The 23,983-nt window shown below is 48.5% G+C and carries 22 protein-coding genes, 1 tRNA gene and 1 pseudogene; 10 read left to right on the forward strand and 14 right to left on the reverse strand.

Annotated features, from left to right (window positions below; genetic code table 11):
* Together LUQ50_RS12640 and LUQ50_RS12645 are read right to left on the reverse strand one after the other, a co-directional pair.
* Positions 1 to 1,069 (reverse strand): hypothetical protein (locus LUQ50_RS12640; protein ID WP_300040198.1); only part of this gene is annotated, 1,069 nt, incomplete at its 3' end.
* The gene (locus LUQ50_RS12645) at positions 1,026 to 1,751 is read right to left on the reverse strand and encodes an ABC transporter ATP-binding protein (protein ID WP_300040199.1); all 726 of its coding nucleotides are present in this window, start codon (positions 1,749 to 1,751) and stop codon (positions 1,026 to 1,028) included. The genes LUQ50_RS12645 and LUQ50_RS12640, both read right to left, overlap by 44 nt.
* On the opposite strand from LUQ50_RS12645, the gene LUQ50_RS12650 reads away from it, so the two are divergent.
* Both LUQ50_RS12650 and LUQ50_RS12655 read left to right on the forward strand, forming a co-directional pair.
* The gene (locus LUQ50_RS12650) at positions 1,738 to 1,863 is read left to right on the forward strand and encodes a hypothetical protein (protein WP_300040200.1); all 126 of its coding nucleotides are present in this window, start codon (positions 1,738 to 1,740) and stop codon (positions 1,861 to 1,863) included. The two genes, LUQ50_RS12645 and LUQ50_RS12650, sit on opposite strands and share 14 nt — an antisense overlap.
* A 60-nt stretch (positions 1,864 to 1,923) precedes the next feature.
* Entirely contained in the window at positions 1,924 to 2,427 is a 504-nt protein-coding gene (locus LUQ50_RS12655) for a hypothetical protein (protein WP_300040201.1), read from the forward strand.
* A 101-nt stretch (positions 2,428 to 2,528) separates the two neighbouring features.
* Here the strand turns inward: LUQ50_RS12655 and LUQ50_RS12660 are convergent, their stop codons facing one another.
* Complete coding sequence (locus LUQ50_RS12660) at positions 2,529 to 4,310, reverse strand: amylo-alpha-1,6-glucosidase (RefSeq protein WP_300040202.1); 1,782 nt, start codon at positions 4,308 to 4,310, stop codon at positions 2,529 to 2,531.
* Between the two features lie 14 nt (positions 4,311 to 4,324).
* On the reverse strand, positions 4,325 to 5,461 hold the full coding sequence (locus LUQ50_RS12665) for a glycosyltransferase family 4 protein (protein ID WP_300040203.1): 1,137 nt from the start codon (positions 5,459 to 5,461) through the stop codon (positions 4,325 to 4,327).
* 293 nt (positions 5,462 to 5,754) lie between these two features.
* Between LUQ50_RS12665 and LUQ50_RS12670 the strand changes: the two genes are divergently transcribed.
* Positions 5,755 to 5,985, forward strand: a complete 231-nt coding sequence (locus LUQ50_RS12670; protein WP_300040204.1) for a hypothetical protein — start codon at positions 5,755 to 5,757, stop codon at positions 5,983 to 5,985.
* A gap of 8 nt (positions 5,986 to 5,993) precedes the next feature.
* Here LUQ50_RS12670 and LUQ50_RS12675 read toward each other — a convergent pair whose 3' ends face one another.
* Complete coding sequence (locus LUQ50_RS12675) at positions 5,994 to 7,439, reverse strand: alpha-amylase (RefSeq protein WP_300040205.1); 1,446 nt, start codon at positions 7,437 to 7,439, stop codon at positions 5,994 to 5,996.
* Positions 7,440 to 7,648: 209 nt separating this feature from the next.
* Here LUQ50_RS12675 and LUQ50_RS12680 point away from each other — a divergent pair, with 209 nt between their 5' ends.
* Entirely contained in the window at positions 7,649 to 8,065 is a 417-nt protein-coding gene (locus tag LUQ50_RS12680) for a hypothetical protein (protein WP_300040206.1), read from the forward strand.
* Positions 8,066 to 8,101: 36 nt separating this feature from the next.
* Here the strand turns inward: LUQ50_RS12680 and LUQ50_RS16015 are convergent, their stop codons facing one another.
* Positions 8,102 to 8,929 (reverse strand): deaminase, encoded by an 828-nt coding sequence (locus LUQ50_RS16015; RefSeq protein ID WP_367279013.1) that lies wholly within the window; start codon positions 8,927 to 8,929, stop codon positions 8,102 to 8,104.
* A gap of 118 nt (positions 8,930 to 9,047) precedes the next feature.
* Here LUQ50_RS16015 and LUQ50_RS12695 point away from each other — a divergent pair, with 118 nt between their 5' ends.
* Positions 9,048 to 9,308, forward strand: coding sequence for a pro-sigmaK processing inhibitor BofA family protein (locus LUQ50_RS12695; RefSeq protein ID WP_300040208.1), 261 nt, complete (start codon positions 9,048 to 9,050; stop codon positions 9,306 to 9,308).
* A 27-nt stretch (positions 9,309 to 9,335) separates the two neighbouring features.
* Here LUQ50_RS12695 and LUQ50_RS12700 read toward each other — a convergent pair whose 3' ends face one another.
* From LUQ50_RS12700 to lonB, 6 genes are all read right to left on the reverse strand, one after another.
* On the reverse strand, positions 9,336 to 10,937 hold the full coding sequence (locus LUQ50_RS12700; RefSeq protein WP_300040210.1) for a hypothetical protein: 1,602 nt from the start codon (positions 10,935 to 10,937) through the stop codon (positions 9,336 to 9,338).
* A 9-nt stretch (positions 10,938 to 10,946) separates the two neighbouring features.
* A complete protein-coding gene (locus LUQ50_RS12705) occupies positions 10,947 to 11,780 on the reverse strand; it encodes a tetratricopeptide repeat protein (RefSeq protein ID WP_300040212.1) in 834 nt (277 codons plus the stop codon).
* A 75-nt stretch (positions 11,781 to 11,855) separates the two neighbouring features.
* Entirely contained in the window at positions 11,856 to 12,617 is a 762-nt protein-coding gene (locus tag LUQ50_RS12710; protein ID WP_300040214.1) for a type I 3-dehydroquinate dehydratase, read from the reverse strand.
* Positions 12,618 to 12,621: 4 nt separating this feature from the next.
* Entirely contained in the window at positions 12,622 to 13,908 is a 1,287-nt protein-coding gene (locus tag LUQ50_RS12715) for a metallopeptidase TldD-related protein (RefSeq protein ID WP_300040217.1), read from the reverse strand.
* A complete protein-coding gene (locus tag LUQ50_RS12720; RefSeq protein ID WP_300040219.1) occupies positions 13,898 to 15,232 on the reverse strand; it encodes a TldD/PmbA family protein in 1,335 nt (444 codons plus the stop codon). The genes LUQ50_RS12715 and LUQ50_RS12720 overlap by 11 nt, the downstream gene beginning before the upstream one ends.
* Positions 15,232 to 17,277, reverse strand: a complete 2,046-nt coding sequence (gene lonB, locus LUQ50_RS12725; protein WP_300040222.1) for an ATP-dependent protease LonB — start codon at positions 17,275 to 17,277, stop codon at positions 15,232 to 15,234. The genes LUQ50_RS12720 and lonB overlap by 1 nt, the downstream gene beginning before the upstream one ends.
* An 85-nt stretch (positions 17,278 to 17,362) precedes the next feature.
* Here lonB and LUQ50_RS12730 point away from each other — a divergent pair, with 85 nt between their 5' ends.
* From LUQ50_RS12730 to LUQ50_RS12750, 5 genes are all read left to right on the forward strand, one after another.
* Positions 17,363 to 18,208: a ribose-phosphate diphosphokinase gene (locus LUQ50_RS12730; protein WP_300040225.1), complete on the forward strand. Its 846-nt coding sequence runs from the start codon at positions 17,363 to 17,365 to the stop codon at positions 18,206 to 18,208.
* Positions 18,192 to 18,731 (forward strand): NOB1 family endonuclease, encoded by a 540-nt coding sequence (locus tag LUQ50_RS12735; protein WP_300040227.1) that lies wholly within the window; start codon positions 18,192 to 18,194, stop codon positions 18,729 to 18,731. Before LUQ50_RS12730 ends, LUQ50_RS12735 begins: the two co-directional genes overlap by 17 nt.
* 22 nt (positions 18,732 to 18,753) lie before the next feature.
* Complete coding sequence (locus tag LUQ50_RS12740) at positions 18,754 to 19,350, forward strand: orotate phosphoribosyltransferase-like protein (RefSeq protein WP_300040229.1); 597 nt, start codon at positions 18,754 to 18,756, stop codon at positions 19,348 to 19,350.
* 79 nt (positions 19,351 to 19,429) lie between these two features.
* The gene (gene thsA, locus LUQ50_RS12745) at positions 19,430 to 21,022 is read left to right on the forward strand and encodes a thermosome subunit alpha (RefSeq protein ID WP_300040231.1); all 1,593 of its coding nucleotides are present in this window, start codon (positions 19,430 to 19,432) and stop codon (positions 21,020 to 21,022) included.
* 81 nt (positions 21,023 to 21,103) lie between these two features.
* Positions 21,104 to 21,187, forward strand: a tRNA-Ser gene (locus LUQ50_RS12750).
* Between the two features lie 134 nt (positions 21,188 to 21,321).
* Here LUQ50_RS12750 and LUQ50_RS12755 read toward each other — a convergent pair.
* Positions 21,322 to 23,073: pseudogene (locus LUQ50_RS12755) on the reverse strand (aldehyde ferredoxin oxidoreductase N-terminal domain-containing protein).
* On the reverse strand, positions 23,074 to 23,490 hold the full coding sequence (locus LUQ50_RS12760; RefSeq protein ID WP_300040234.1) for a 4Fe-4S binding protein: 417 nt from the start codon (positions 23,488 to 23,490) through the stop codon (positions 23,074 to 23,076).
* Between the last annotated feature and the right edge of the window lie 493 nt (positions 23,491 to 23,983).

A 23,983-nucleotide genomic window follows, 5' to 3' on the forward strand; every position in this document is an offset into this window, starting at 1 on the left:
ATGTAACACTCACCGGAAGGCAGGCATAGGTACTGAAATTATCAAACGCAGTAAGCCAGGTATACATGGTTGAAGCAATGATCCCGGTTGTCATTGCATAGAGGAAAAGGATATTTTGTTTTGGCAGATAGTCATTGATTAGCGAGAGAAAGAACCAGATCACTACGAGCGGAATGAGGAATGAGAACAGGGTCTGGCCGATAGCACTCCCGCTCCGGTAGAGGTCTATCAGATCCTTTGCAGTCAGAGAGGGATAGGGAAACCATGAGAGGAACTTGGTGAGTGGGATGATCCTATCCCGGTACTGCTTCGAAGATGCACTGCTTTCCGGTGAAAAGAGCATAAGTGAGAGTATGGTAAGGATGGCGATGCAACTGAGGATAGCACCTAACAGGAGTACCGAAAAATTCTCAAACAGCATAATCGGAGGAAAGAACATGGCAGGATTGCTCCCTGTACTCACGCCCCATCCTCCGAGTATCAATACACCTGTGACAACTGCAATCAGTAACGCAATCTGTGATCTGCTATACAGGGTTGAGAGGAAAAAGACGAGTGAGAGCCCGGACAAAAATGAGATCGTAAGGGTAAGACTGAGCAGTAGTGGAACTGTTACCGGAATCCCGATAAACGGTGATGCAAGTAAAAAACCGACTGCAAATGGCAAAATCCAGAGGATAAAGTAATACAACAGATCCTTGAATACAAAAAGGGAAAAGATATCCCGGTCTGATACCGGCAGACTCCGTGCAGCATATGCGATCAGGCTTGCCTGTCCGAATCTGCGGTTCATGGCTTCATTTCCGAGAAGACCGAATGCACCTACCATAAATCCGAGAAGCAGGTAGTTTGAATGAAGGATCAGAGAGAGATTGCCCGGAGGAAGGGAGTGCCTGATCAGGGGGAGAAGAAATGCTCCCATAAAGGCGATCCCTCCGATCATGAATGGAAACAGGGCAAAGCTGAGACTTCCAAACATGGTGGAATGAATCCGCCACTCCTCTTTCATCATATACCAGAAGAGTTTACGCATCGCTATCCCTTCTGACCAGACTGAGGAAGAATTCATCGAGAGAAAGGCCTTGTTCTGTCAGTTCACGGGGGGTTCCGAGGTGGAGCAGGGAACCTTTGTGGAGGATGGCAAATCCTGAGCAGATCTCCTCAGCGATCGCAAGGATATGTGTTGAGATGAATATGGTATTTCCCTGGCGCACGTAACTGACAAGAAAATCCTTGACTTTGCGTTGCATAATCGGATCAAAGTTTATCAACGGTTCATCAATCAGGGCAAGTGACGGACGATGGATGAAAGCCTGCGTGAGCATGAGTTTCTGACGTGTTCCCCGCGAGAGATCCTTGCACAGAACATTACGCTTGTCCCCAAAATCAAGAAAGTCAAACCACCAGTCTGCCTGTCCCCTGAGATCAGGGATCTGTCGCAGATCTCCGACCAGGTCGAGGTACTCGATTGCAGTCAGGAAACTCGGAGGAGTCTCCTGTTCTGGTATGATCCCCACATCTCTTCTCAATCCGATTGGATCGGTTATCACATCATGACCAATAACCACTGCCGATCCACTTGTGGGGCGAATCTGTCCGGTAAGCATCTTGATCATGGTTGTTTTGCCTGATCCGTTCGGACCGAGCAGTCCAAAGAGAGAGCCCTGGTCAACGGAGAAGGTGATCGCATTAACAGCGATCACATCACCGTACTGCTTTGTTATGGTGGTGGTCTGGATGATGGGTGTCATAAATTCTGCTACCGGCCGGGTAAACCCGCTCTGGAAAGATGATGGTCTGGTGAAGTATATGACTTGTGTGGTCTCCCGGTATTCGGATGGTCTGGCTCATCAGAACGTATAATATTGATGCAGCCCTTGGGTGTACTGAAGAATCAGATACGATAATCGGTTAGGTGATGGTATGGAGCAAAAGTGGGTATATATTCTCGGGTTCGGTTGTATTGTCCTTGCAGTGGTAGGTACTTTGTTCATCATGATGAGTACCTCCCAGACAACCCCGGTACTGGATGAAAAACCGAATGTAACCATCTCAGTACCAAATCCTGCTGTTGTTGGTCAGGATAGTGGAGGAACCTTCATTGCATATACCATGGAGACTTCACGGTTTGGGGATGATAATCTGAATCTGGTGAAAGTTGAGGTACTGGACAAGTCATCCGGTGCCGTTCTTTTAAAACTGGATGGGACTGCTCTCACTAGAGTGTATGAACCTGGCCTCCCGACTCAGAGCACTGGTACCAATGTTCCATCCCCTCTCCCCAGAATAAGGATTCAGGCACCGGTTCCGTCCGGGCAGGTACCTGGTGAAATCACCAACCGGCTGACCTTTGTCTCAAAAGAAAAAGCATCCTTACCTTTTTCTATAACTGGGGGAGATCTCGTCCTCCCCTCCAGACTTGGATAAATTCCTCTAGGTTCCCAGGCAATCGTTATCATATCAGCAGGAATTTCTCGTGGTGGTGATCAGGTATCATGTATTCCAGGGGGATGCAGTTCTTCAATTCGTTATGCGAACAGGTAATTATCATCCACTTCCGGTTCCGGCGGTGTTCGGTCTTTTCTGGTGAGGAGTGTGCTTCTAGCCCTGATCAGTTCAGCAATGCTCCATGCCTGACATATTGTTCCGGCAGGCTGATACGGGGCATCGCCGTCAAACATTTCTGGAAGCAGACCTGATCCGTCGGTCAGAAAATAATGCCAGAGCGGGGAAATAACCGACTCTATCTTCTTCTGATCTGCCCCGTACTGGATGAGGGCGTCAAGGTAGAACCCGATCTGCCATGGCCAGACCATGCCGTTATGATATGAGGCATCTCCTGTATACCTGCCAGAATAACCGGGTGATGCAGGCGATAGGGTTCTGATCCCATATGGGGTGAGCAGTTCACGTTCGATCACTTGTAAAGCACGGTTTCCATCATCAAATGGAACGAGACCTAATGCCAGGGCGATAATCTGGTTTGACCTGATGGTTGCATCATCAGGGCCCAGGAGATCATACAGGCATCCGGTATCCGGGTTCCAGAATGCCTCAAACTCTTTCCGTGCATCTGTTGATCTTACCGGAGTTGGAATCTTCAGATATTCCAGGAGTTCAAGAGCGAGGATCCATAATGCGTTGATCTCAACCGGTAATCCGGTACGTGGGGTGTATGAAGTATCCATCCAGGTGGATCCTGCCTCTACCTGGATCAGGTTTCCATTCAGTGATGCAATACCACTACCTGGATACGCGGTGATGAGATCCTCTATCTCATGCCTGATCGTTGATACGAACGGGGACCCGGGAAGTTTCTGCACATACTGGAAGAGTGCCCAGAAGAACCAGAGCGTGGTATCGGCAGCATGAAACGAGTCTGGGTACCGGTTCACCAGCAGGCCTCCTTTCCTATTTGCAAGATGCCAGCGAAAGAGATCTTCTGCCTCCCTGAATCTGCCGTTCTCAAGCAGCAGACCGGGCAGGCTGATAAACGTATCACGCCCCCATGGCTCGGTAAACCAGTGATAACCGGCATGTATCTGGTTGTTTGAAACACAGATCCGTGCAGCATGGTCAAGTATATCACGAGAGTCTTTCTGTATTGTTGTTGCCTGACTCATGAAATTCTGGGGAACGAACCTGATCTCAATGACCCCGTCAGTACAAGGACCGCTGAAGTAACCGGGACTCACCAGGTCCTCCCTGGCATCGTATCCACGCTCCTGTTCCCTGGGATATCGGGCGTTGTGATACCGCTGTAGATCATGGGAAAATGGAAGTGAAGCACTGACCCTGCACCCGTTCAGGATCAGTTCACCAGCATCAGCGTTAGTCTCCACAAGCGGTTCATGCGAGAGGTCTTTTACTGAACGCCTGGTCATCAGGGGTCTTATCATCATTGAGATGGTGCCGGTGATCTCGTACCTGATCGTAAGCCCGTCATGTAATATGAACGATCTTCGTATCCGTGCACCCGGAATTGCAAACTCCTGTACAACAGGATAAATGGTGGCACCGAGTGTCAAGGCAAGCCCTTCACCGACAAAGGTCTCTCCCCACCACCCAGATGAAAGACGTATTCCGTTCGCCTCATCATGGAGAGCGCTGAGCAGTACCTCTCGTTTGTGAATGAGCAGTCCATGGTACCGTCTTGTATTCCCGGCAAATGATGATGAGCAGTACATCTCACCGTCTACCATCAGAAATTCTCGTGAACCAGCGATATCAGGATCTCTGAGTTCCCGCCCGTATCTGATCAGGTTGGGAATTGAGGTAAGATCTTCAGCATGCACAGCGCTCAGTTTCAAACACCCCGGATCGGTTATACCTCACGGTACACATGCATCACCTGTTCAGCAATGGAATCCCAGAAGAACCGCCGGTCCACCTGGTTATAGCCTCCGCGTCCCAGCCTGTTTCTCTCGTTCGGGTTATCCAGATAATAGTTTACTCCCCAGGCTATTCCATCAGGAGTCGGATCCACCACAAGGCCGGTGACCCCGTGCTCTACGTTCTCGGCTAGTCCGCCGACCCTGCTCACTACTACAGGCCGGTTTGCACTCCATGCCTCAAGCAACACGATCCCAAATGGCTCATTCCGGCTTGGAATCACCACGATATCACTCGCATGAAGCAGCCTGACGTACTCAGAATCAGTGATAAATCCGGGAAACTGTACTGGCATTCCCGCCGTCCTGCTGATAAGCCAGTCCTTCATCCCCCCGCACCCAGCCATGATAAACTGAGCATTCCAGAACCGGTCAAGAATTTTTGGCATTGCATCGACCAGAATATCCGGGCCTTTCTGATATACCAGTCTTCCAATGAAGACGATCAGCGGGGCAAGGTAGTGAATTCCGTATTTCTGCTTGATTGCTCCCTGATTGATACTTACATCAAACTGCTCTTTGACCACTCCGTTTGGAATCACTGAAATTTTTCCGGGATCAACCTTGTAGAGATCGATTACCTCCTGCCTGAGCAGTCCGGATACTGCAATACATCGTCTGGCAGTAAGTCCTCCATACCATTCCTTTCCGCTGATCTCATGGTACTCCCACCAGTCTCCATGTACACCTCCGTTCCTTCCAAATTCTGTAGAGTGATACGTGAACACGGTTCGCCGGTGTCTGAGCAGGTGTAATGCCTCAACCATATGCCAGTCATGGAAATGGAGAATATCAAATGGTTCTGTGTCAAACTGGTAGAACCGTTCGACAAGGCCATGTGAGAGACTTGCACAGTATTCCACGATATTGGATCCCTGCGGGTGCCACACATGGTATGAGACTCCACACACCTCAAAATCCTGATCCCCACGGGTAAAAAAGTGGACCTCATGTTTTTTTCCGAGCGACTGGGCCAGGTATGTGGCAGCGTTAGAAAGCCCGCCGACCCGCTCTGAGTACAGACTTTCCCAGCAAAAAATAGCAATTTTGAGTCTTTTTCCGTTATCCATGGTACTCCATGCTGTCAATACCCGGTAACTTCTGAAGGTGCAGGTACTTAAAAGACCTGGTGAAATGCCATGTATCGATGATAGTGTGCAGAGGGCGATCAGCCATTACCCGCGTAACGGCGATAAAATCCCTAATCATATACAGAGGATAGATGATTATCCTATTAAATACCTCTCCGTTCTGGTTCAGGCAAGAAACTATTTGGTATCAGCAGGTACAGACTGTTCAGAAAAACTGGGTTTTCGTGGGTATAATTGGTATGATTTTGAATCATCAGTTGGTAATCGCAGGCATGGTGATATTTTTTGTTCTTCTGATCTCTCCTGGTCTGGGTGAGCCAACGCTCCCATTGGTTTCAGATAATTATACCGGATCCGGTCAGCATGGTGCAGTAGATACTGATGGTACCGATCCTGCCTATCGACCTGCAGCAGTGATGAGCTGGTCTGACAAGACGATGGTTTCAGGACTGATAAAAAATTTCCAGAAAAGTTTTCGCTATGAATCAGGATTCATGATCTGATCCTGATCTCATAAGTTCCATAATTCGTCACACCGTTTTTCTGCTGCGTGAATCAGATCCTGGCGTGAATGTGCCGCTTCCAGGGCCTGAGCAAGTGTTTCATCACCAACTGCAGACCTGGCCCAGGCTGCCAGATCTCCCCGTTGCTGATGATAGGTAATCGAGTCTGCAGGAACCACGGGGAGCATCTCAGCAAACTGATCCAGATCAAATGCAACATGCCCGGTGAATCCGAATGGGCTTGAGAAATAAAATGCATTGTCGATGCTCATCGACCGGAGTGGGAACATGTTCTCCTTTTCAGGATCATTTCTGATACACTGTTCTTCATAATCGGCAATGATATCCATGTAGGTTATAAATGCCTGATGTTCCGGCTGATGGCTGAAATATGAATGTACTTCTCCGCAGGATCCATTCTTGCAGGACATATAATAGAAGTGATCACTGATCTGCAGACATCTCCAGAGGCGTTCATCACAGGTGAATTTATGAGACCGCTGAATCGCTCTGACTGCATTCTTCTGTTTACGGTTTTCTATCCAGGCAGTTGCATCTTTCTCAGCATCAGCCCAGGAGATCGGAACCGGTATTGAGAACGATTCCCTGACTGGGTACTGCAGGATATCTGAAGGATTGATCATCTCGACTCCTGCCCGCCTGAGTTCAGGTCCTAGGTGTCTGAAGAATTCAAGAATTCCCGTGTCTGCCCAGTAATGTTCTCCTATCGTTTCATAGTCAATGAATACCGGAATAAAATCACCCGGTGTCTGTGACACCCAGTGAGCGTACTTTTCCGCGGTCAGTGGCCAGGCTTCCCAGTCCCTGCAGGTGAATCTGAATGCGATGTCATCAGAGAGTTTAAAATTCCGCATAACGAGAGGAAGGCCTTCACACTCGTAAAGGAAATTGGGACTTCTCCATGTAAGGACATGATCAACTCCTTCGGTGAAACAGGCTGAGAACCCCATCTCCCTGACATGCTTCGCAATCCGGTTATCAAAGATGAACTCGGTGTTTTCAAAGATCCGTGGTGTCACTCCGAACACATCATGAAGCATCTGCCGGTGCTGGTTCACCTGCTCTCTGAACTCATCCATTTCCCAGAAAAGACTTGATATGCTGTGGAAATAGGTCTGGCAGATCATCTCAACGTTGGGATGTTTTGCTGCCTGTACAAAGAGATCCAGCACATCCGGAGCCCACTTCTCCAGTTGTTCCACCAGCACTCCTGATATCGAGAATGCACAGGCAAATCCGTCATCAAGTTGATCCAGAATGAGTGAGGTTGCAGGACCATAACATTTGTCACATACTCTGAGCAGGATCTCCTTATTTGCTGGATCAAAGTATCTGCTGTAATGGTCATGTTTATCATCTTCCTGACCATATACGAATGATTTATTCAGCCGGTAGGGTTGGTGCACCTCAAATCCAAGGCAGAACTGCTTCATCCGGTTCCTCGTTCATACTGTAGAGTCCAACTTGTTGTGGTTAGATTTGGTAATACGAATGAAACAAAAATCCGACAAAAATGCATACCATGTTAAATTCTCACTCCTCTATAAATACATTCGTATCCTCTGTTGCCTATGCTACTCTGCCCGGGTTGTTTACACGAAACGGGAGAAATCTATATACGAACCAGCGGTGATGCTATCTCATGGAGATCTGGGTGAATCAGGTACTGGCAGATCCGGTTCTGATCGCCTTTATTATTCTTACGCTCTTTGCCGCTATATGGAAATTTTTACGGGTCTGGATACTATCAATCTTCATCTGTTCCCTCATTGGTGCTTTAATCATCGTGATTCTGGTTACCATCGGTCAGATTGCCGGGGCAGATGATCTCATCAGGCATTTCATCACCTCTCAATATCGAATTTTGGGTACTCTGACGCTCACGTTTCGAGATATTATTCTCATTCTCCTGCTCATTGTTTCGTTTCAGCTTGCACTGGCAGGTCATACCCTGGAGATTGAATCCAAATTTCATGAACGACTGTTATGGATTCCTAAAAGGGGGTGTCATCATTATGAGATGGAACACACGCTTGAACCGGAATTAAAAAAATTGTAACTGATCTTCTGACCGTTTCCGGGCCAGGTGTGGAACTCACGTGGTTCCGATATCTTCATTCCAGAGATCAGGATATTTGGTTATAAACGATCTCATCATTTCAATACATCGCTGATGATCAAGATCGAGTACCCTGACCCCGTGTGATCGCATAAAGGCTGCTGCTCCTTCAAAGGTACGTGATTCTCCGACAATAACCTCGGGAATCCTGAACTGGACCACAGCTCCGGCACAGAGATAACATGGCATAAGAGTTGAGTAGAGGGTGCATCCGGCATAAGACCCGATTCTACCAGCATTACGAAGACAGTCTATCTCTGCATGAACCATAGGATCTCCTTCCTGCACCCGCCGGTTATGACCCCTCCCGATAATTTTTTCATCCCTGACCAGTACTGAACCGATCGGAATGCCCCCCTCCGCGAGGCCGGATTCTGCCTCCCGTATCGCTTCTTCCATGAATTGGTTCATATGAGGACTTTTTTTCTGTTCCGGTGTACCGAGTATCTCATCACCTGACTGCCAGAGCGGATCCACGATAGCGAGAAAGATCAATTCATCATCACCGGCGTTTTCAATGAACTGGACCTGACCCGGGGGGATGTATACCAGTTGTCCTTCTGATAAATGTCTAGATTCACTCCCGATATGCATGATGCCTTTTCCCTGCAGGATGTAGTAAGCCTCTGACGATCTGAGCAGGGTATGAGGAAGGGTTTTTTTCCCTGCCGCAACTCTGGCGTGGGCGATACTGTACCGGGCAGATACCTGATCCCCAAAGAGCATGGGGTGGAACAATTCACCTAGCAGCGATAAATCCATCACTTCCCGGTAGGGAATCGTACTGATATCTGTTATGAGCATACCTCCGGTAGAACCTGTAGATATTTGAAGATGGCTGAACCTGCTGATACTGGTACTACCCAGGGTTACTCATACCGGCATGCTCTTCTATTATCGAGGCTGAAATGTCAGCATTACCATGATTTCGACCATCATTCTGATTGTTCTCTGTCTCATCATTCTGGTAGCACTCTGGTACCTGGTAAAAAAGGCAATGCATCTGGTGATTAATTCGATTCTAGGTCTTATTCTTCTGATCGTCATCAACCAGATTCATCTGTTTGGCATGTTCGGAAAACCGGATATCCAGATAAATGCTATCTCGGTCATTGTTTGTGCCTTGGCCGGAATTCCTGGAGCAATTCTGCTGGTGATTCTTCATTATGTCGGGATGATATAACCTGACTTCTTTTTAAGAAAAGTAAAATCAGGATGATACCTGATCGATGGCCTCAGTTTCGTTTGTTACCTTTTGATCTTCAGATCCGGTGATCACCAGTGCCAGAATCCCCGAGTCTGCACCCATGAATACATCAGATCCATCATACGTTCCCCGGTAATAATGGAATCCTGGTCTGGTTGGAATATCAACCATAGCAACTGTTCCATCTGTCCTGGTTGTTACATTTTCCTTACCATTCATGTACCAGGTAAATCCGTCCTCTGAGAAGTACATCTTCACCGGTTCACCGGCAAGGGGATTTCCATCAGGATCAGAGAGCGTGAAGGTGATCGTCGCCTTCTCGTGTACCTGAATCTCTTCAGGTTCACTCCGTACCGTCAGAATTGCAGAGAGTTGAGAAGCGTTTATGTCAACCGGGCCCCTGACGGTAAGCGGAAGAATCTGGGAGAAAAGAGGTTTTCCTGTCTGTTCTTTTTTAGATATTACTGCCATGTATGAGATTCCGGTCATATTCGGGCCGCTGACATTGAAGGCATAATATCCATCATCATTGGTTATCGCTTCTGAACAGTTTTCATACCGATCCCATATCCGGTCTGCAAAATTATACCAGTAGAGATACAGACGTCCAGCTCCAATTCCATCTCCGTTCCCGTCTGAAAACCATCCCGACACGGTGATATTTTCACCCGGCCTGATAATGACGGCGTTAATATCAGCGTCAATCTTTCTTTTTCCGGTCCGTTCCCGTGCCGGAGGAGAGAAGTCATCTGTATTCTCGAACGTGGATCTGACCTGATCGGAGAACAATGGAGATCCCTGTCCATCTGAAGAAACAGCCCTGAACTCAGACGAAGAAGGGCCAGTCAGATGATATGATGCCATATATCTGCCACTGGTATCGGTAGCAACCGTATCTCCGATCACTACATACCCGTTCTCATCTTCTGCTTTCTCTATTGAGACCGGAGTATAAGGGACCGGATGATTTCCATTACCGGTGATCATCCCTGAGAGGGTCACATTCTGACCTGAAACATAGGTCTCCGGAGTGACCTCAAGAGTAAGGCTGCTTGCATTCGTGTGAAGATTTCCCGTATTATCGGGTGATTCAGGATCGACCAGGCTGGCTATGGCATCCCCGGAAGAAATATCTGACTGGTTCACGGTGTGTGGAGTCGCCCTGACTTCTTTCTCGTAACTCCTGGTGATGTTCTTCTCTTTGAGGTCAGAACCATCAAACCAGGCCTGGTATCTGATAACCCCAGTCGTACTCGCGGAATCGGTAACCCGGAAATCACCGTTTTCATCGCTGGTCAGATTCAGATACGGGGTTGGGGCCGTATTGTTCCCCCGTGCCAGAACGATTGGTACGTTTTTGATCGGACCAAATATCGAGGTGATCGATCCGGTGAGGTTTACCTCAGAATCCTGAGGAAGATAATACTGATCCGGGCTGATTGACAGGGTAATCTGGAGCCCGGTCAGCATAGTCGTGTTCTCCGGGATAGCCAGGATTTCACGCCATTCATCAGTAGTATGCTCATCGAGCAGAGCTGCGGAAGATATGCCCGGCACCACAATCAGGGTAAAGAGCATCAAAAAACAAAGTGGTCTGATTTGCATGATACACCATCATCCTAATATCGATCTGATAGGATCTGCACCAGGCTGCAGGTATTTGAATTCGCGGTACCGATCTTCGAGCTCCTGGATAGATCTCGCAACATACTCATCAGATCGTTTATACATCTTGGATCTGATGTTCTTCTCCTGATCTGGTCGTAGTATGATGGCCTGTTCGTACCCTTTGATACCATCAGTATAGAGATCAGTCTGTTTCAATGATGGAGATGCATTTATTCCTGCAGTCGGTATTGTCAACAGGGCAAAGATCACATCTGATCTTTTCTCCCAGATCCTGCCATCTTTCGGGGTGAGATTTGCCAGTCTGGAATAGCGATCAAATGCCTCAAGATAACGGGTCCGTTCAAGTGCAATATCTGCAATAGTACTCAGGTACTTTGGATTGTCGGTCTGAATAGCGAGAATACTATCAAAGATACTATCTGCCTCACTCTTTTTCCCGGCTTTTACCAGCAATCTTGCTTTCTTGATGAGAAACTGTGGATTTAGGGGATCCCAGGAAAGTGCCTGATCCAATGCCTCCATAGCACCGGCGTCATCACCAGCAGCGAGCAGGGCATCACATTTTAGCACATAAAGGTCAGACTGCTCATTATGTGTAGCAATAAAGTAATCGTAAACCGCAACTGCAGTTGTGGGTCTTCCTGATGATGTTGCAACCTCGGCAAGAGACATCCCGATGTTCTGTTTGAGATCTTCAGGCATGACAACTCCTGTTGATTTCTGCACGGTATCGGTTAACTCCAGAAATGCTACCGGAACAAGCAGAATTAGTGCTAATAAAATCAGAAGGACGAAGAGGGTAATTGTTAGTATTCGCATCGGTTCCTCACTGAACTACGGTGATATACGGTGGATAATGGGTAATGAAGGGGTGAGTCAGGATATCATCTCTCATCATGACTGGTGGGGCCTGATCTCTCCGGCCAACCTGTAAAATGGCGATGGATCACCTGATCTGATCGGCCGCCCTTCAAACCAGGTATCTATCAGACCCGGAGAGAGAAGATGGGCTAACATTCGCATTTCTCGCAGACTGTACTGACCTGGGGATGTCGGGCTGTCAATGTAACAATACGTGTACAATGAACCAAAGAGTGGGAGCAGGGGCCGTGCGTACCGGCATACCGTTCCGGTGACACTGACGATTAGCGGTTTCGGTGCTGTATACGTGAACTGAAGCAGAGTCAGGAGATCGTCAGTATCCTGTGGCTGCACTGCAATCTTGGGAATATCTCCAAATGATCTGAGTTCATGATACAATGCCATAAGGGCATCGGGTGTGAGCATCTCATTCTTGTGGCAGGACGCGATCACGGCGATTCCCATCTTCTTCAGCCTGGCTGCATGTTCCCGGAATCTGATCTCCACATCTACCATGGTAACGAGCGGGAGGAGTGGAATAAGCCGATCCATCCAGGTGGAAGGATTACCGGCAAATGCTCCCCCTTCGTCACTGGATCGCAGTGTCAGAATGATTGGTCCCTGAAATGTTTCAGCAAGATGCTGCATCCGCTCTTCTATTGGTTCAGTAATAAGGTCAAGTCGAACTTCTACAACATCTGCATCTTTAATCTGTTCTGAATCAAACTGGCGGGGACTGGAGAGTGATACCACCGTCTGGATGAGGGAATTATTCTTCATTTCCCCGGAGATCATCTCCTCATACCCTCCCGACAATGGTTACTCCTGAAAATCTGGTTGCTGGAAGGATAAGCGATCCCAGGGTTCTGGTATCTGCTGAACAACCTTCAATGTGTTTGAGCATCTCAAACACATTCCCCGAAAGCATCCCGGTCTTTATCGGGGTATCCAGGGTTCCATTCTTCACCCGGAATGGGCCGGCCAGTTCAACGGAAAAGTCTCCTGACATCGGATTTGCAGTATGGGCACCGACGATGTCATGAATGTATATCGCATCATCGGTCATAACATCCATCACCGGTCCGTTTAAAATGAGGTTATGATTGCCGATGCCGGGTGCCCCGTTCATACCGGTTCTGACTCCATGCCCGGTTGGCTGCATTCCATATCGGTATGCAGTCTTCAGGTCATAGGCAAATGAAGTGAGAACTCCCTTATCAATGAACGCGGTCTTCTGCACCGGTGTTCCTTCACCATCCCAATAACAGTTACCGATACCACGGTGATCAAATGGATCATCGATGAGCGAGAACCTGGGATCCATCACCTCTTCCCCCATCTTTCCTGCGAAATAGGATCTACCGGTATGCACATTTCTTCCTGAAAGAGCCGGCACAAAGGTTGCATCAAGCAGGCTGGAGAGAGCAGTCGGGGCTAGGATGATATCATATGTTCCCGTTTCTATCTCTTTCCCGTCCTTTCCCTTAGCTGCATAAAATGCCGCCTGCTCTCCGACAAACTCGGGTTTCACTGCTTTCAGATTCCAGGTTGAATCATATTCAAATCCGGTTGACTGATCTGCAATCATCTCAAGCGAGAGGCTGACGTGGGTATCTCTGGCCTCATACCAGAGTCCGGAACTGTTTGCGATCAGGTGCGACGAACAGGAGAGCGAGACTCCGCCACCGGTTACCTCAGCAGGCCAGGTTTCAGATCCCTGAAGCATCCTGTCGATGAGATCTTTAGCGAGAGCCGGATCTGCTTTGATATCCGCGTCAAATGCAAGTGACTCCTTGGGAAGATCAACAGGTTTAGGAAGCCCTTTCCAGTCAACCGCGTCGGAAAATTTCGCACTTGATATCGCTGCATCAAGGCATTTTTTCCATGACTCCTGATTATCTGTTGATGAGATCCCGATCCTGCCATCTTTGATGATTCTGATCACAAGACCGGATCCTTCTGAACGGGTACCGATCTCGATCTGTTTTCGCTTCAGCTCTGCTGAAATGGCATCCCCATGCCCGACGCAGACCTCGATCTCATCGACCCGGCTCTCTGCTGCCTTCAGGATCTGCTCAACAGACATCACAGCCTCCAACGATGGCATCCCTGAGTAGAAGATGTGGAGCACCATCAGTTACTGGTACTGTCTGACCACCTTTCCCACAGTATCCCGGGTGTAACGCCCGGTCTTTGGCTACCAGTTCGACTGAATGAAGGGTTGAAAGGATCTCACCCGCGAGAGAGACATCACGCACCATGGCGGTGCATTCCCCTCCTTCAACCAGGTATCCATATTCAGCATTGAACTGGAACATACCCCTTCCCGGGTCAACCTGACCGCCACGTGAACCCTTGAGCAGAATACCATTCCTACACGACTCGAGGATCTCTTCAAACGAGGCATCCCCGTTCTCAATGAAGGTATTGCTCATTCTGACAATCGGAATCTCTCCTGCCATTCCCCTGCAGTGTCCGGGAACACCGTCACCGACTCTGGCTAGGGTCTCTTTAGAATGGAGGTATGAGTTCATAATCCCGTTTCTGATGATCTCTGTCCGGCTGGTTGCAGAACCTTCATCATCAATCGGACAGAATCCAAACTCGACCAGTGAGGGATCATCAACGATGGTGATACTGGAAGAGCCGATCACTGATCCGATCTTACCCTTCAGCACCGAATTTCCTTCTCTTACCAGGTCTCCTTCTGCTGCATGACCCACTGCTTCGTGGGCAAAAACTCCTCCGAGTTCAGGGTCAAGGATTGCATGCATCTTTCCCCCCTTTGCAGGTTTGGCATCGAGAAGAGATACCGCCCGCTCTGCTGCTTCACGTGCAACGTTCTGGCGGTGCCTGATATTCAGCCCTTTGATGGTATGGTCCCGTTCATATCCCATCTGGACGATTCCGCTCCGGCTTGCGACCGCAAGCACGGAGAATCCACACCGGCAAAGTTCATACTGATATTCATTTCCTGATGAATCAGTTACAAATATCTCCTCTGCTTTTTCAGTGTAGGTCACCCTGCGGCTGGTAATATGCTCTCCCGCTGCTTCTTTTTCGAGATCAAGCAGGATTGCAACCTTCTCTTCAATTCCAATATTTCGGGGGTCCTCCCCGATTTTTGGGATCTGATGAATCTTTGAAGGAACTTCTGCTATCTCAACCCGTTCGTTAGTGATAACCGAGGCATTCATCGCCTGTGAGAGAAGTGATCGATTCAGATGTTCTGATCCGATCTGATCACCTGATACCGAAAGGACTCCCCATCCCGCTTTACCAAGGGCACGGATGGTGGCTTTATCGTAAAAAGAGGTACCAGCCTGTTCTACCTTCCCATTATCGATATCTATTTGGGTAATTTCTCCCCTGACCCGTCTGATATCGTAATATCGTGGCTCTGCCTGCATCAGGCAACCGTCCGTGGTACGGGGATCTCAGAACCCAGTATTGATTTGGTGGTTGAATGGGTGATTGATTTTATCCGGTGCAGGAAATTTGCACGATCTTCCGGAACCAGAGCGATATCGAGTACTTCCTCAATGGAGGTGACCGGGATGATCTCCACAAGGGATTTGTACTCCTCTTCAATGAGCACGTCCTCAAGGTTTGCCTTTGGGATGATGATCTTTTTGATCCCTGCCTTTGCAGCAGCCTCTATCTTGTAAGTTACTCCTCCGATGGGCAGTACATCCCCTCTGACTGAGAGTGATCCGGTCATCGCGATATCTTGTCTGACCGGGATCTGTTCAAGAGCACTGATCGCAGCGGTTGCCACGGTCACTGATGCAGAGTCTCCCTCAACACCCTGGTAAGTCCCGATAAACTGGATGTGGATATCGATATTTCGAATGTCCTTCCCGGTGAACCGTTTTAGGATAGCTCCGACGTTCTTGATCGATTCCTGGGCTATCTCTTTGAGCAGACCGGTTGCGATGATCTCACCGCCATCACCCTGTGCAGGGGTTATTGCAGCCATGATCGGCAGTACGGATCCGGCGTCACTTCCCATAACTGCAAGACCATTCACTCTTCCGATCTGGGTTCCTTCAACGACTGCAAGTTCGTATTCACGGGTTCTCTTGATCACCTGTGCAGAGATCTGATCTTCTATGGAACGGGCAGTCTTCTTTGCCTCGATCACATGGGCACGGGTGGTAAGATCTGCTGACTCCTGTCGTGCCAGATCCCCTGCTACCCTGATCAGACCTCCCATATCACGCAGTTTGAGGGTCAGGTGCCCTTTCCTGTTCGACCGTCTCCGTGCTTCGTGAAGCACTTCTTCGATGGCACTGCGATCAAAGTGTGGGATCATCCCGTCGTTTTTGATCTCCTGGGCGATGAACCTGATGAACTTCTCCTGGTTTTCAGGACTGTCAGGCATGGTGTCTTCCATGTACACTTCATATCCGTTTCCTCTGATACGGGAACGAAGTGCAGGATGCATCCCTTCGATGGCGTCCAGGTTACCTGCTGCAACCATAACGAAGTCACAGGGTACCGGTTCAGTCCTGACCATCGCTCCTGATGAACGTTCACTCTGGCCGGTGATGGCAAATTCGCCTTCCTGCATTGCGGTCAGCAGACTCTGTTGAGCTGCAAGGCCAAGGGTATTGATCTCATCAACGAACAGAACGCCCTTGTGTGCTCGGTGGATTGCACCAGCCTCTACCCGGTCATGAGCCGGGGTTTCTAGCCCGCCTGACTGGAAGGGATCATGTCTGACATCTCCGAGCAGGGCACCGGCATGGGAACCGGTAGCATCTACAAATGGGGCGGTGGTGGTCTTGTCATGTGAGACCAGAAGTTTTGGCACCATCTGTTCCTCTCGCGGGGTTGCATACCGAAGTGCCATAAATACGAATGCAGCTGCGATGATACCCATCAGCCACTGATACGTGATGAACGAGTACCCGATAATCCCGAGCATCAGGATCATGATGAGGGTATTTCTCAATTGTGCCTTTTTTCTGGCTTCAGTCTTATGGGCAGTAACGATCTCCTTTCCCCTGCCTGACTTAACCGTTCGTATTATCGGCTCGTTTGAGTCCTCGGAGTTCGGGTACACCAGGATGTCCTGCATCTCCTCCTTAGGCAGAAGTTCAGCCATTGCCTTGGCCAGCATTGACTTTCCGGTACCGGGTGTCCCGATCATCATCACATGGCGTCGCTGTATTGACGCTTTTCTGATGACTTCAACTGCATGGTCCTGACCTATGACCTGATCTATCAGACTCTCCGGAACCTGAATGACCCGTGAAGTACCGTCATCTGCCTCCACCGGATTTTGTTCAGATATGGTTTGTTGCCCTGCTTCACTCTGCGCAGTAATCGGTGACTGGTTCTCTGCAGACTCCGGGTTCTGCTGACCGGTCCCCTCGACCAGGGGCTGAAACGAATCTCCCTGATCCTCCGGAATATTGGTATTTAGTAACTTCTCTCCCTCGGTATCCATTATCGCGTGTACACCTGCATGGCGGTTAATCAGTATTCAATCGGGGACAATTGTTTAAGTACTTTCAGCAAATGTATAGGCCAGCATGAAGATCGTCAGCACCCGGCGTTCCCAGGTTCTTGCCGGCAGAATAGCAGAGTTCCTGCACAAGCCGCTGGTGGATGTCAAATGGACCCGGTTTCCTGATGGCGAGATCTATCTGCGGACCGGTGAGATATCAGATCAGATGGTAATCGTGGGAAGTCTGGTTACCAGTGATGATCTGGTCGAACTGTTGCTGCTTACCGATGTATGCAGTAGTGCAACAACCACTCTGGTATTACCCTATATGGGTTATGCCAGGCAGGACAAGCAGTTCAATCATGGCGAACCACTCTCTGCCCGGATTATTGCCCGCACCCTTGGATCCGGGGTAACGAATATTGTCACCATCAACCTGCATGAAGAGTCCATCATACCCTTCTTCGGTGTTCCGGTCAGGGATCTCTCGCTTGCACCAGATATGGCTGCGACAATAAAGACCCTTACCTGTAAATCCCCGCTCATTCTTGGCCCGGATATCGGAGCTGCAAAACTGGCCCGTGAGATTGCCGAAGCAGGAGGATGGGAAGCAGATCATCTTCATAAGGTCAGATTATCAGGTGTGGAAGTCAGGATAGAGCCCAAAGAAATCCCGGTAAAGGGCAGAGATGTAGTAATTGTGGATGATATCATCTCTACCGGTGGGACCCAGGCAACCGCTGCTTCCATGCTTTTTGAGCAGGGGGCTGCTTCAATCTCGACGGTCTGTGTGCATGGAGTACTATCAACCGGGGCCTATACTCATCTGAAAAGCGCTGGTATCACCCGGATAGTGAGTAGTGATACTATTGAGAGTGCCTGCAGTGATTACTCTGCGGCCAGGATCATCGCAGATGCAATCAACAGATAATCAGGAAGATCATGGTTCAGGGTCTGATGGAGCAGTAACTCCAGATGAAGTGAAGAAGATCCTTATCCTTGATACTTCAGCATTTTTTCTCTCCATCCCTCTCGATGGGATTCTGTTTACTGTCCCCCGGGTTGAGAAAGAACTAAAAGATCTTCGTGGGAAAGCGAGGTTTGCGGTACTTCTTGATGGGGGGATGGAAATTCGTCCTCCTCTTCAGAGATCTCTCAAGACTGCACAGGGAGCAGCTGATAAGATTGGTGACCTTCGGGTCCTGTCAGAGACAGATACCGATCTGATCGCTCTGGCTTTGGAACTCGGAGGAACGCTGGTTACTGATGATTTTGCAGTACAGAACACCGCCCTTGCCCTGAATATTCCGGTGCAGTCCATTATCCAGCGGGAAGCATCACCCCGAATATGGCAACTCAGGTGCACCGGATGCGGCAAATATTATGATCAGATCCCGACCAAAGCAGGTGATTGTCCCATCTGTGGTTCGGCATTAAAACGAAAGAATAAATAGATATCTGCAGATCTCTTTCCAGATGTCTACGATCGAAGATCTCATTCAACGGGCACGCCACCTGAGAAGTGAAGGTCATAGCCCTGGTCAGATCGCGGACGAACTCTCTCTTTCCATGGAGACGGTGACCTGGCTTCTGACTCAGGAAAAGGGTGCGTCAACACCTAAAGATGTCCATATCGACTGGACAGCGGTCAGTGGTGATGCAGTACTGCTTGAGCAGAGTGCCATGATGCTGCTCTCGCGATATCATAAGATGCAGCAGGATGCAACATCTCCTACTGCCATTGTCGGGATATCGATATCAGGAATTCCTCTGGCAACGTTTATGTCTGCAGCTGAGACGAGTCGTCTGGCCATATATCATCCTTCAAAGCACAGTACGGTTGAGAACCCGGTCGGTTCTATGAGCGGGAACTTTGAGATCAATCCTGGTGACCGCTGTGTCGTTGTTGATGATGTTATCACTTCCGGAGATACGCTCCATGAGGTTGTCGCCTATCTGAAGAATCATGGATGTACTCCGCTTGCCTGTTGTGTAATCTTTGATAAGCGCGGAATCCGTGAAATTGAGGGCGTCCCTGTCTATAGTCTCTTCAGAATTTCCCGAATAGATTAATTCATTTTTCTTTTCTGCAGGGTTACACAAGCATTATATAGAACCTTAAATCCACCTGTATCCATACGGAGGATACTCTATGCTTGCGCAACAGCCTGTTATCATCTTACGAGAAAATGTAGAGCGGACGCACGGATATGAGGCGCAGCGCTCAAATATAGCGGCCGCAAAGGCACTCGCCGAGGCTGTCAGATCTACTCTAGGTCCCCGGGGCATGGACAAGATGCTCATCGATGGAAGCGGGGACATCACCATTACCAACGACGGAATTACGATTCTTGATGAGATCTCAGTCCAGCACCCGGGAGCCAAGATGGTCATTGAGGTATCCCGGACTCAGGACGAAGAAGTAGGGGATGGAACCACCACTGCAGTTGTGCTGGTTGGATCCCTTATGGAGCAGGCTGAAATTCTGCTGAATAAGAAGATTCACCCCACGGTAATTTGTAAGGGATACCGGATGGGAATGACCCGTGCTCTTGCTATTCTCGATGGGATGGCCACTACCGTTGATCCTTACAATAAGGGGATCCTCTCCTCAATTGTGCAGACTGCCATCACCGGTAAGTCAATTGAGAACGTGAAAGAGAAGATCAGTGAGATTGCGGTAGAAGCAGTCACTGCAGTTGCAGAGAAGAACGGGAAGAAGGTAACGGTTGATGAGGATGATGTGCAGATCAAGTCCCACACCGGCTCTTCAATGGATGATGCAGAACTGGTTCAGGGAGTTGTACTTGAGAAGACCCGTGTCAACCAGGCAATGCCCCGGTTTATCAAGGGAGCAAAGGTAGCTCTGGTTACCAGTCCACTTGAGATCCGTAAGACTGAGGTCAAATCCAAGATTAAGATCAACAGCACTGAACAGGTTGAGGCATTTGGACTGCAGGAACGCGAAGCACTCAAAGCAATGTCTGACGCAGTTATTGCAACCGGTGCAAACGTCCTTCTCTGTCAGAAGGGCATCGCTGATTCAGCCCAGTACTTCCTTGCCAAGGCAGGAGTTATGGCTCTTGAAGATGTCCCAGAAAAGGACATGAAGTTCGCAGCCCGTGCCCTGAATGCAACCGTTGCCAACAAGGCCGAAGACCTCACCAAGTCCATGCTTGGAACTGCTGCAGGGGCAGAGGAGATTGAGGACACCGAGATGACCAAGATCTACGGTGCCAAGAATCCGAAGACCGTAACCATTCTGCTCCGTGGAACCACCCGGTACCTGGTTGATGAACTGGAGCGGGCGATGGTAGACGCCACCCGTGTGGTCATGGACACAATGGAAGACGGGAAGTATGTTCCTGGTGGTGCTGCAATCGAGACCGAGTTAGTCGTTAAACTTCGTGATTATGCTGCAACCATTGGTGGTAGAGAACAGATTGCAATTGAGGCCTATGCAGATGCATTCTCTATCATCCCGATCACCCTTGCCGAGAACTCCGGCATGAATTCAATCGACAAACTAGTTGAACTCAAGTCCGCTCATGCAAAAGGGAAAAAGAACTTTGGTCTGAATGTCTTCACCGGTAAAGCAGTTGATATGCTGGCTGACGGTGTTATCGAACCACTGCGGTGCAAACGACAGGCAATTCAGTCTTCAGCAGAAGCGGTTGAGATGTTGCTCCGTGTTGATGACATGATGGTCTCCCGCAATGACGGTCCGGCAGGACCGGGTATGTAATATTTTCTCATCTTTTTATCAGATGAGTTTTGAATGGTTTAATTTCCTTGTTCATCGCTCTGATCAATATTGAACATCTGTGCCGAGGTAGTCTAGCCCGGGAAGGCGGTGGTCTCGAAAACCACTGGTGCTTGCACCTCGGGAGTTCAAATCTCCCCCTCGGCGTTAAGCATAAGAGTTCAAAGCCGTGATGATATTCGGTTTGAATAGGGTTATGTATCATATATGAGAATGTTACATCTTTTTTCTGGCTGTTTTTGTTTAATCCAGAATACATAGCGGATCTTTCCGTTTGGCCATTATTTGTTGGTAATCAGATTCTGATATGCCATGACTCCTTCTCTGATAAACGATGCGTCAAGATGTCCCTTTCCTGATATCTGCTCAGTAACCCGCGCAGGGAGTGTGAGTAGGTCTGGATCAAAACTGAATCCTTCCCTGAACTTAAACTGATATTTTTCTTTTAAGATCTCTTCTCCAAGTCTGTGTAATCTGTTTTCATCCATCTCTATCCCACAGATCGCCAGGCATTCCCTAACCGTTTCTTCAGTGTAAAGATCTCTGGAAAAGAAACAGATCACCAGACTGGATAGGATCTGACGCCATGCTTCTTCAGAATAAAGTTCAAGGGCATTCTGTTGTGGATTTTTTTCTTCAGGTTTCTGATCGATACTATATCCTGCTCCATCAAGATGACTATGCCTGGCTCCGGTCAGATACCCAATGATCGCTGCCGGGCCACTAAAATAACCCGGCATCTCATTCTTGCCAAATGCTAATGCATATTCAACCCCGCCATAGATTGCTGATGCATAATCAACCCCTCTGCCAAGATCCTGGAAGAGCGGGAGCTGTTGATCTACAAGTGCCCTGAAAAACTGCAGATATCCTGGAGCATCTCCGAATTTTAGTTCAATTCCTCCCATCATCTCAAGAGAAATCAGCCCGTTCTTCAGTGCTTCGGTAGCATACGAAGCAACCACTCCTGAGGACATTGCATCCATGCCGGTTCCTTCGATCTCATCGATAAGGGTGAGGACTTCCTAGGGATCTGATACTCCCACCATGAATCCGAGTGCATAAATCAGTTCATAGTCATAACAAACCGGGGTCGTCTTGAAAAAATAGGGATCATGAGGGTAAGGAGTCCTGATCTGGGCGATATGGATACAACTAACCGGACAATGGGAACAGGCCACCCGTCGGGAGAGGAACCGGGATGCAAACTCTTCTCCTGAAAGGTTTTCTCCGTTTTCAAGTTTTGAGGCAGTAAGATTTTTAGTTGGTAGTGATCCAAGTGCCATGAGCGGAAGGATATTGTTGGGAGTGCCGATGTCGTGATATTTTTTCATCAACGGTGATTTCGTCACCTGATCAAAGAGCCGGTCATATAGTGCACGGTATTGTTTTCCATCGGTAACCGGAATGGAACCTTCACCTGATATCACAACTGCCTTGAGGTGTTTTGATCCAAAAACCGCACCAAGTCCCATTCGTCCAAAATGACGATATGTTTCGGTAGTTACCGCAGCATATCTGACCATCCGCTCACCTGCACGTCCAATTCGGAGGATTGTCCGGTTTCCTGGTATCCCTTCAAAGGATCTGATGACTCTGGCTACTGTATCTCCCCGGGCCATACCCCAGAGTGTTCGTGCATCATGAAATGAGACCTCTGTCGAAGTAATTGAGAGATAAACCGGTTTTTCAGATCTACCTGTTATCACGATTGCTCCGTATTCTGCCATCCTCATCGTGACCGCAGTCCGGCCCCCGGCATGACTTTCACCAAGATTCCCGGTCAATGGAGACTTAAACATCGCTACACATTTTGAAGCGAGGGGAAAGAGTGCAGTTAGAGTGCCGATTGCCAGGATTATCGGATTCTCCGGCCCTAGCGGATCTGCCGCTGGTGGACAAAATTCATTGAGCAATCGTATTGCAACCCCGGCTCCTCCAAGGCGTTCGGAGAAGAGCGGATTTCGATCCTTGATCCGATAGGTCTTGGTAGAGAGATCAATGATAAGAACACGGGACAGTACTGGTTCCATTCAGATCACCGTTTTGATATCCTGTAATTCGATAACCTGGTACGGGCAGTATTTTGCACATATCCCACAGTAGATACAAATGATAAGAAGATTCTTTTCGGTATCCCAACTAACAGCCTGGATAAGGCAGGCATCGATACATGATTTACATCCCGTACAAAGTTTTGGATTTAGTTTCACTCCTCCTCCTTCCCGTTTCAATAGAGCGGTATTTGGGCAGGCATCTGCACACGGAGGATCTCTGCAGGCCCGACAAACCCTGACTGAAAACCCACGCTCAATACCTCCCACCGAACTGATATGAATTGCAGTACGGGCAAGACCTCCACTCCCATGTCTACGATTACATGCAAACATACAGGATTGGCACCCGACACATCTGTCCATGTCGATTACGGCGAGCCGGTGTGTTGACATGAAAGTGATAATAGGAGTGAGGAGGATATCAAACAGATGTTAAATTTTGTGTCTATTCTGATATTCGACCGGTTCATTAATGAATATGGGGAGTGGATTTAACATCTGGTAAACCTGTTCTGGGTTCTTCATCCAGGTACAATTCCCATCTGATCGCATTTTCTCCCCCTACATGGTCTGGTTCTCCTCTGTATGAGAAGGGCAGATAAATTCCCACCGAAAATCATCAATTTTCACCTCCCGATCAGCCGCGAATTGCCGAATGGATCGTACCAAACACAAGGGGGTAAATCATTTTTATTTTTAAAATTCTATGTTTAAATTTAAATTTATTGATGCATCTTGAAATGTTTTGGTTACATTTATATGATAACAAAAAAGAGGCTATACTCATATGATGAAGCGAGCATTGATAATGACATGTCTGCTTCTTGCAGTTATGCTCATTTGTGGTGGGGCATCTGCAGAGAAGGTAAAGGACCTTACTGATGCC

The organism is Methanospirillum sp. (assembly GCF_028679455.1).
Taxonomy (GTDB): domain Archaea; phylum Halobacteriota; class Methanomicrobia; order Methanomicrobiales; family Methanospirillaceae; genus Methanospirillum.

Bases quoted from the DNA above. Each gene is read 5' to 3' on its own strand.
- LUQ50_RS12650 (WP_300040200.1), top strand. From the start codon at position 1,738: ATGATGGGTGTCATAAATTCTGCTACCGGCCGGGTAAACCCGCTCTGG.
- LUQ50_RS12645 (WP_300040199.1), bottom strand. From the start codon at position 1,751: ATGACACCCATCATCCAGACCACCACCATAACAAAGCAGTACGGTGAT.
- LUQ50_RS12655 (WP_300040201.1), top strand. From the start codon at position 1,924: ATGGAGCAAAAGTGGGTATATATTCTCGGGTTCGGTTGTATTGTCCTT.
- LUQ50_RS12665 (WP_300040203.1), bottom strand. From the start codon at position 5,461: ATGGATAACGGAAAAAGACTCAAAATTGCTATTTTTTGCTGGGAAAGT.
- LUQ50_RS12670 (WP_300040204.1), top strand. From the start codon at position 5,755: ATGGTGATATTTTTTGTTCTTCTGATCTCTCCTGGTCTGGGTGAGCCA.
- LUQ50_RS12675 (WP_300040205.1), bottom strand. From the start codon at position 7,439: ATGAAGCAGTTCTGCCTTGGATTTGAGGTGCACCAACCCTACCGGCTG.
- LUQ50_RS12680 (WP_300040206.1), top strand. From the start codon at position 7,649: ATGGAGATCTGGGTGAATCAGGTACTGGCAGATCCGGTTCTGATCGCC.
- LUQ50_RS16015 (WP_367279013.1), bottom strand. From the start codon at position 8,929: ATGCTCATAACAGATATCAGTACGATTCCCTACCGGGAAGTGATGGAT.
- LUQ50_RS12695 (WP_300040208.1), top strand. From the start codon at position 9,048: ATGATTTCGACCATCATTCTGATTGTTCTCTGTCTCATCATTCTGGTA.
- LUQ50_RS12700 (WP_300040210.1), bottom strand. From the start codon at position 10,937: ATGCAAATCAGACCACTTTGTTTTTTGATGCTCTTTACCCTGATTGTG.
- LUQ50_RS12705 (WP_300040212.1), bottom strand. From the start codon at position 11,780: ATGCGAATACTAACAATTACCCTCTTCGTCCTTCTGATTTTATTAGCA.
- LUQ50_RS12710 (WP_300040214.1), bottom strand. From the start codon at position 12,617: ATGATCTCCGGGGAAATGAAGAATAATTCCCTCATCCAGACGGTGGTA.
- LUQ50_RS12715 (WP_300040217.1), bottom strand. From the start codon at position 13,908: ATGTCTGTTGAGCAGATCCTGAAGGCAGCAGAGAGCCGGGTCGATGAG.
- LUQ50_RS12720 (WP_300040219.1), bottom strand. From the start codon at position 15,232: ATGCAGGCAGAGCCACGATATTACGATATCAGACGGGTCAGGGGAGAA.
- lonB (WP_300040222.1), bottom strand. From the start codon at position 17,277: ATGGATACCGAGGGAGAGAAGTTACTAAATACCAATATTCCGGAGGAT.
- LUQ50_RS12730 (WP_300040225.1), top strand. From the start codon at position 17,363: ATGAAGATCGTCAGCACCCGGCGTTCCCAGGTTCTTGCCGGCAGAATA.
- LUQ50_RS12735 (WP_300040227.1), top strand. From the start codon at position 18,192: ATGCAATCAACAGATAATCAGGAAGATCATGGTTCAGGGTCTGATGGA.
- LUQ50_RS12740 (WP_300040229.1), top strand. From the start codon at position 18,754: ATGTCTACGATCGAAGATCTCATTCAACGGGCACGCCACCTGAGAAGT.
- thsA (WP_300040231.1), top strand. From the start codon at position 19,430: ATGCTTGCGCAACAGCCTGTTATCATCTTACGAGAAAATGTAGAGCGG.
- LUQ50_RS12760 (WP_300040234.1), bottom strand. From the start codon at position 23,490: ATGTCAACACACCGGCTCGCCGTAATCGACATGGACAGATGTGTCGGG.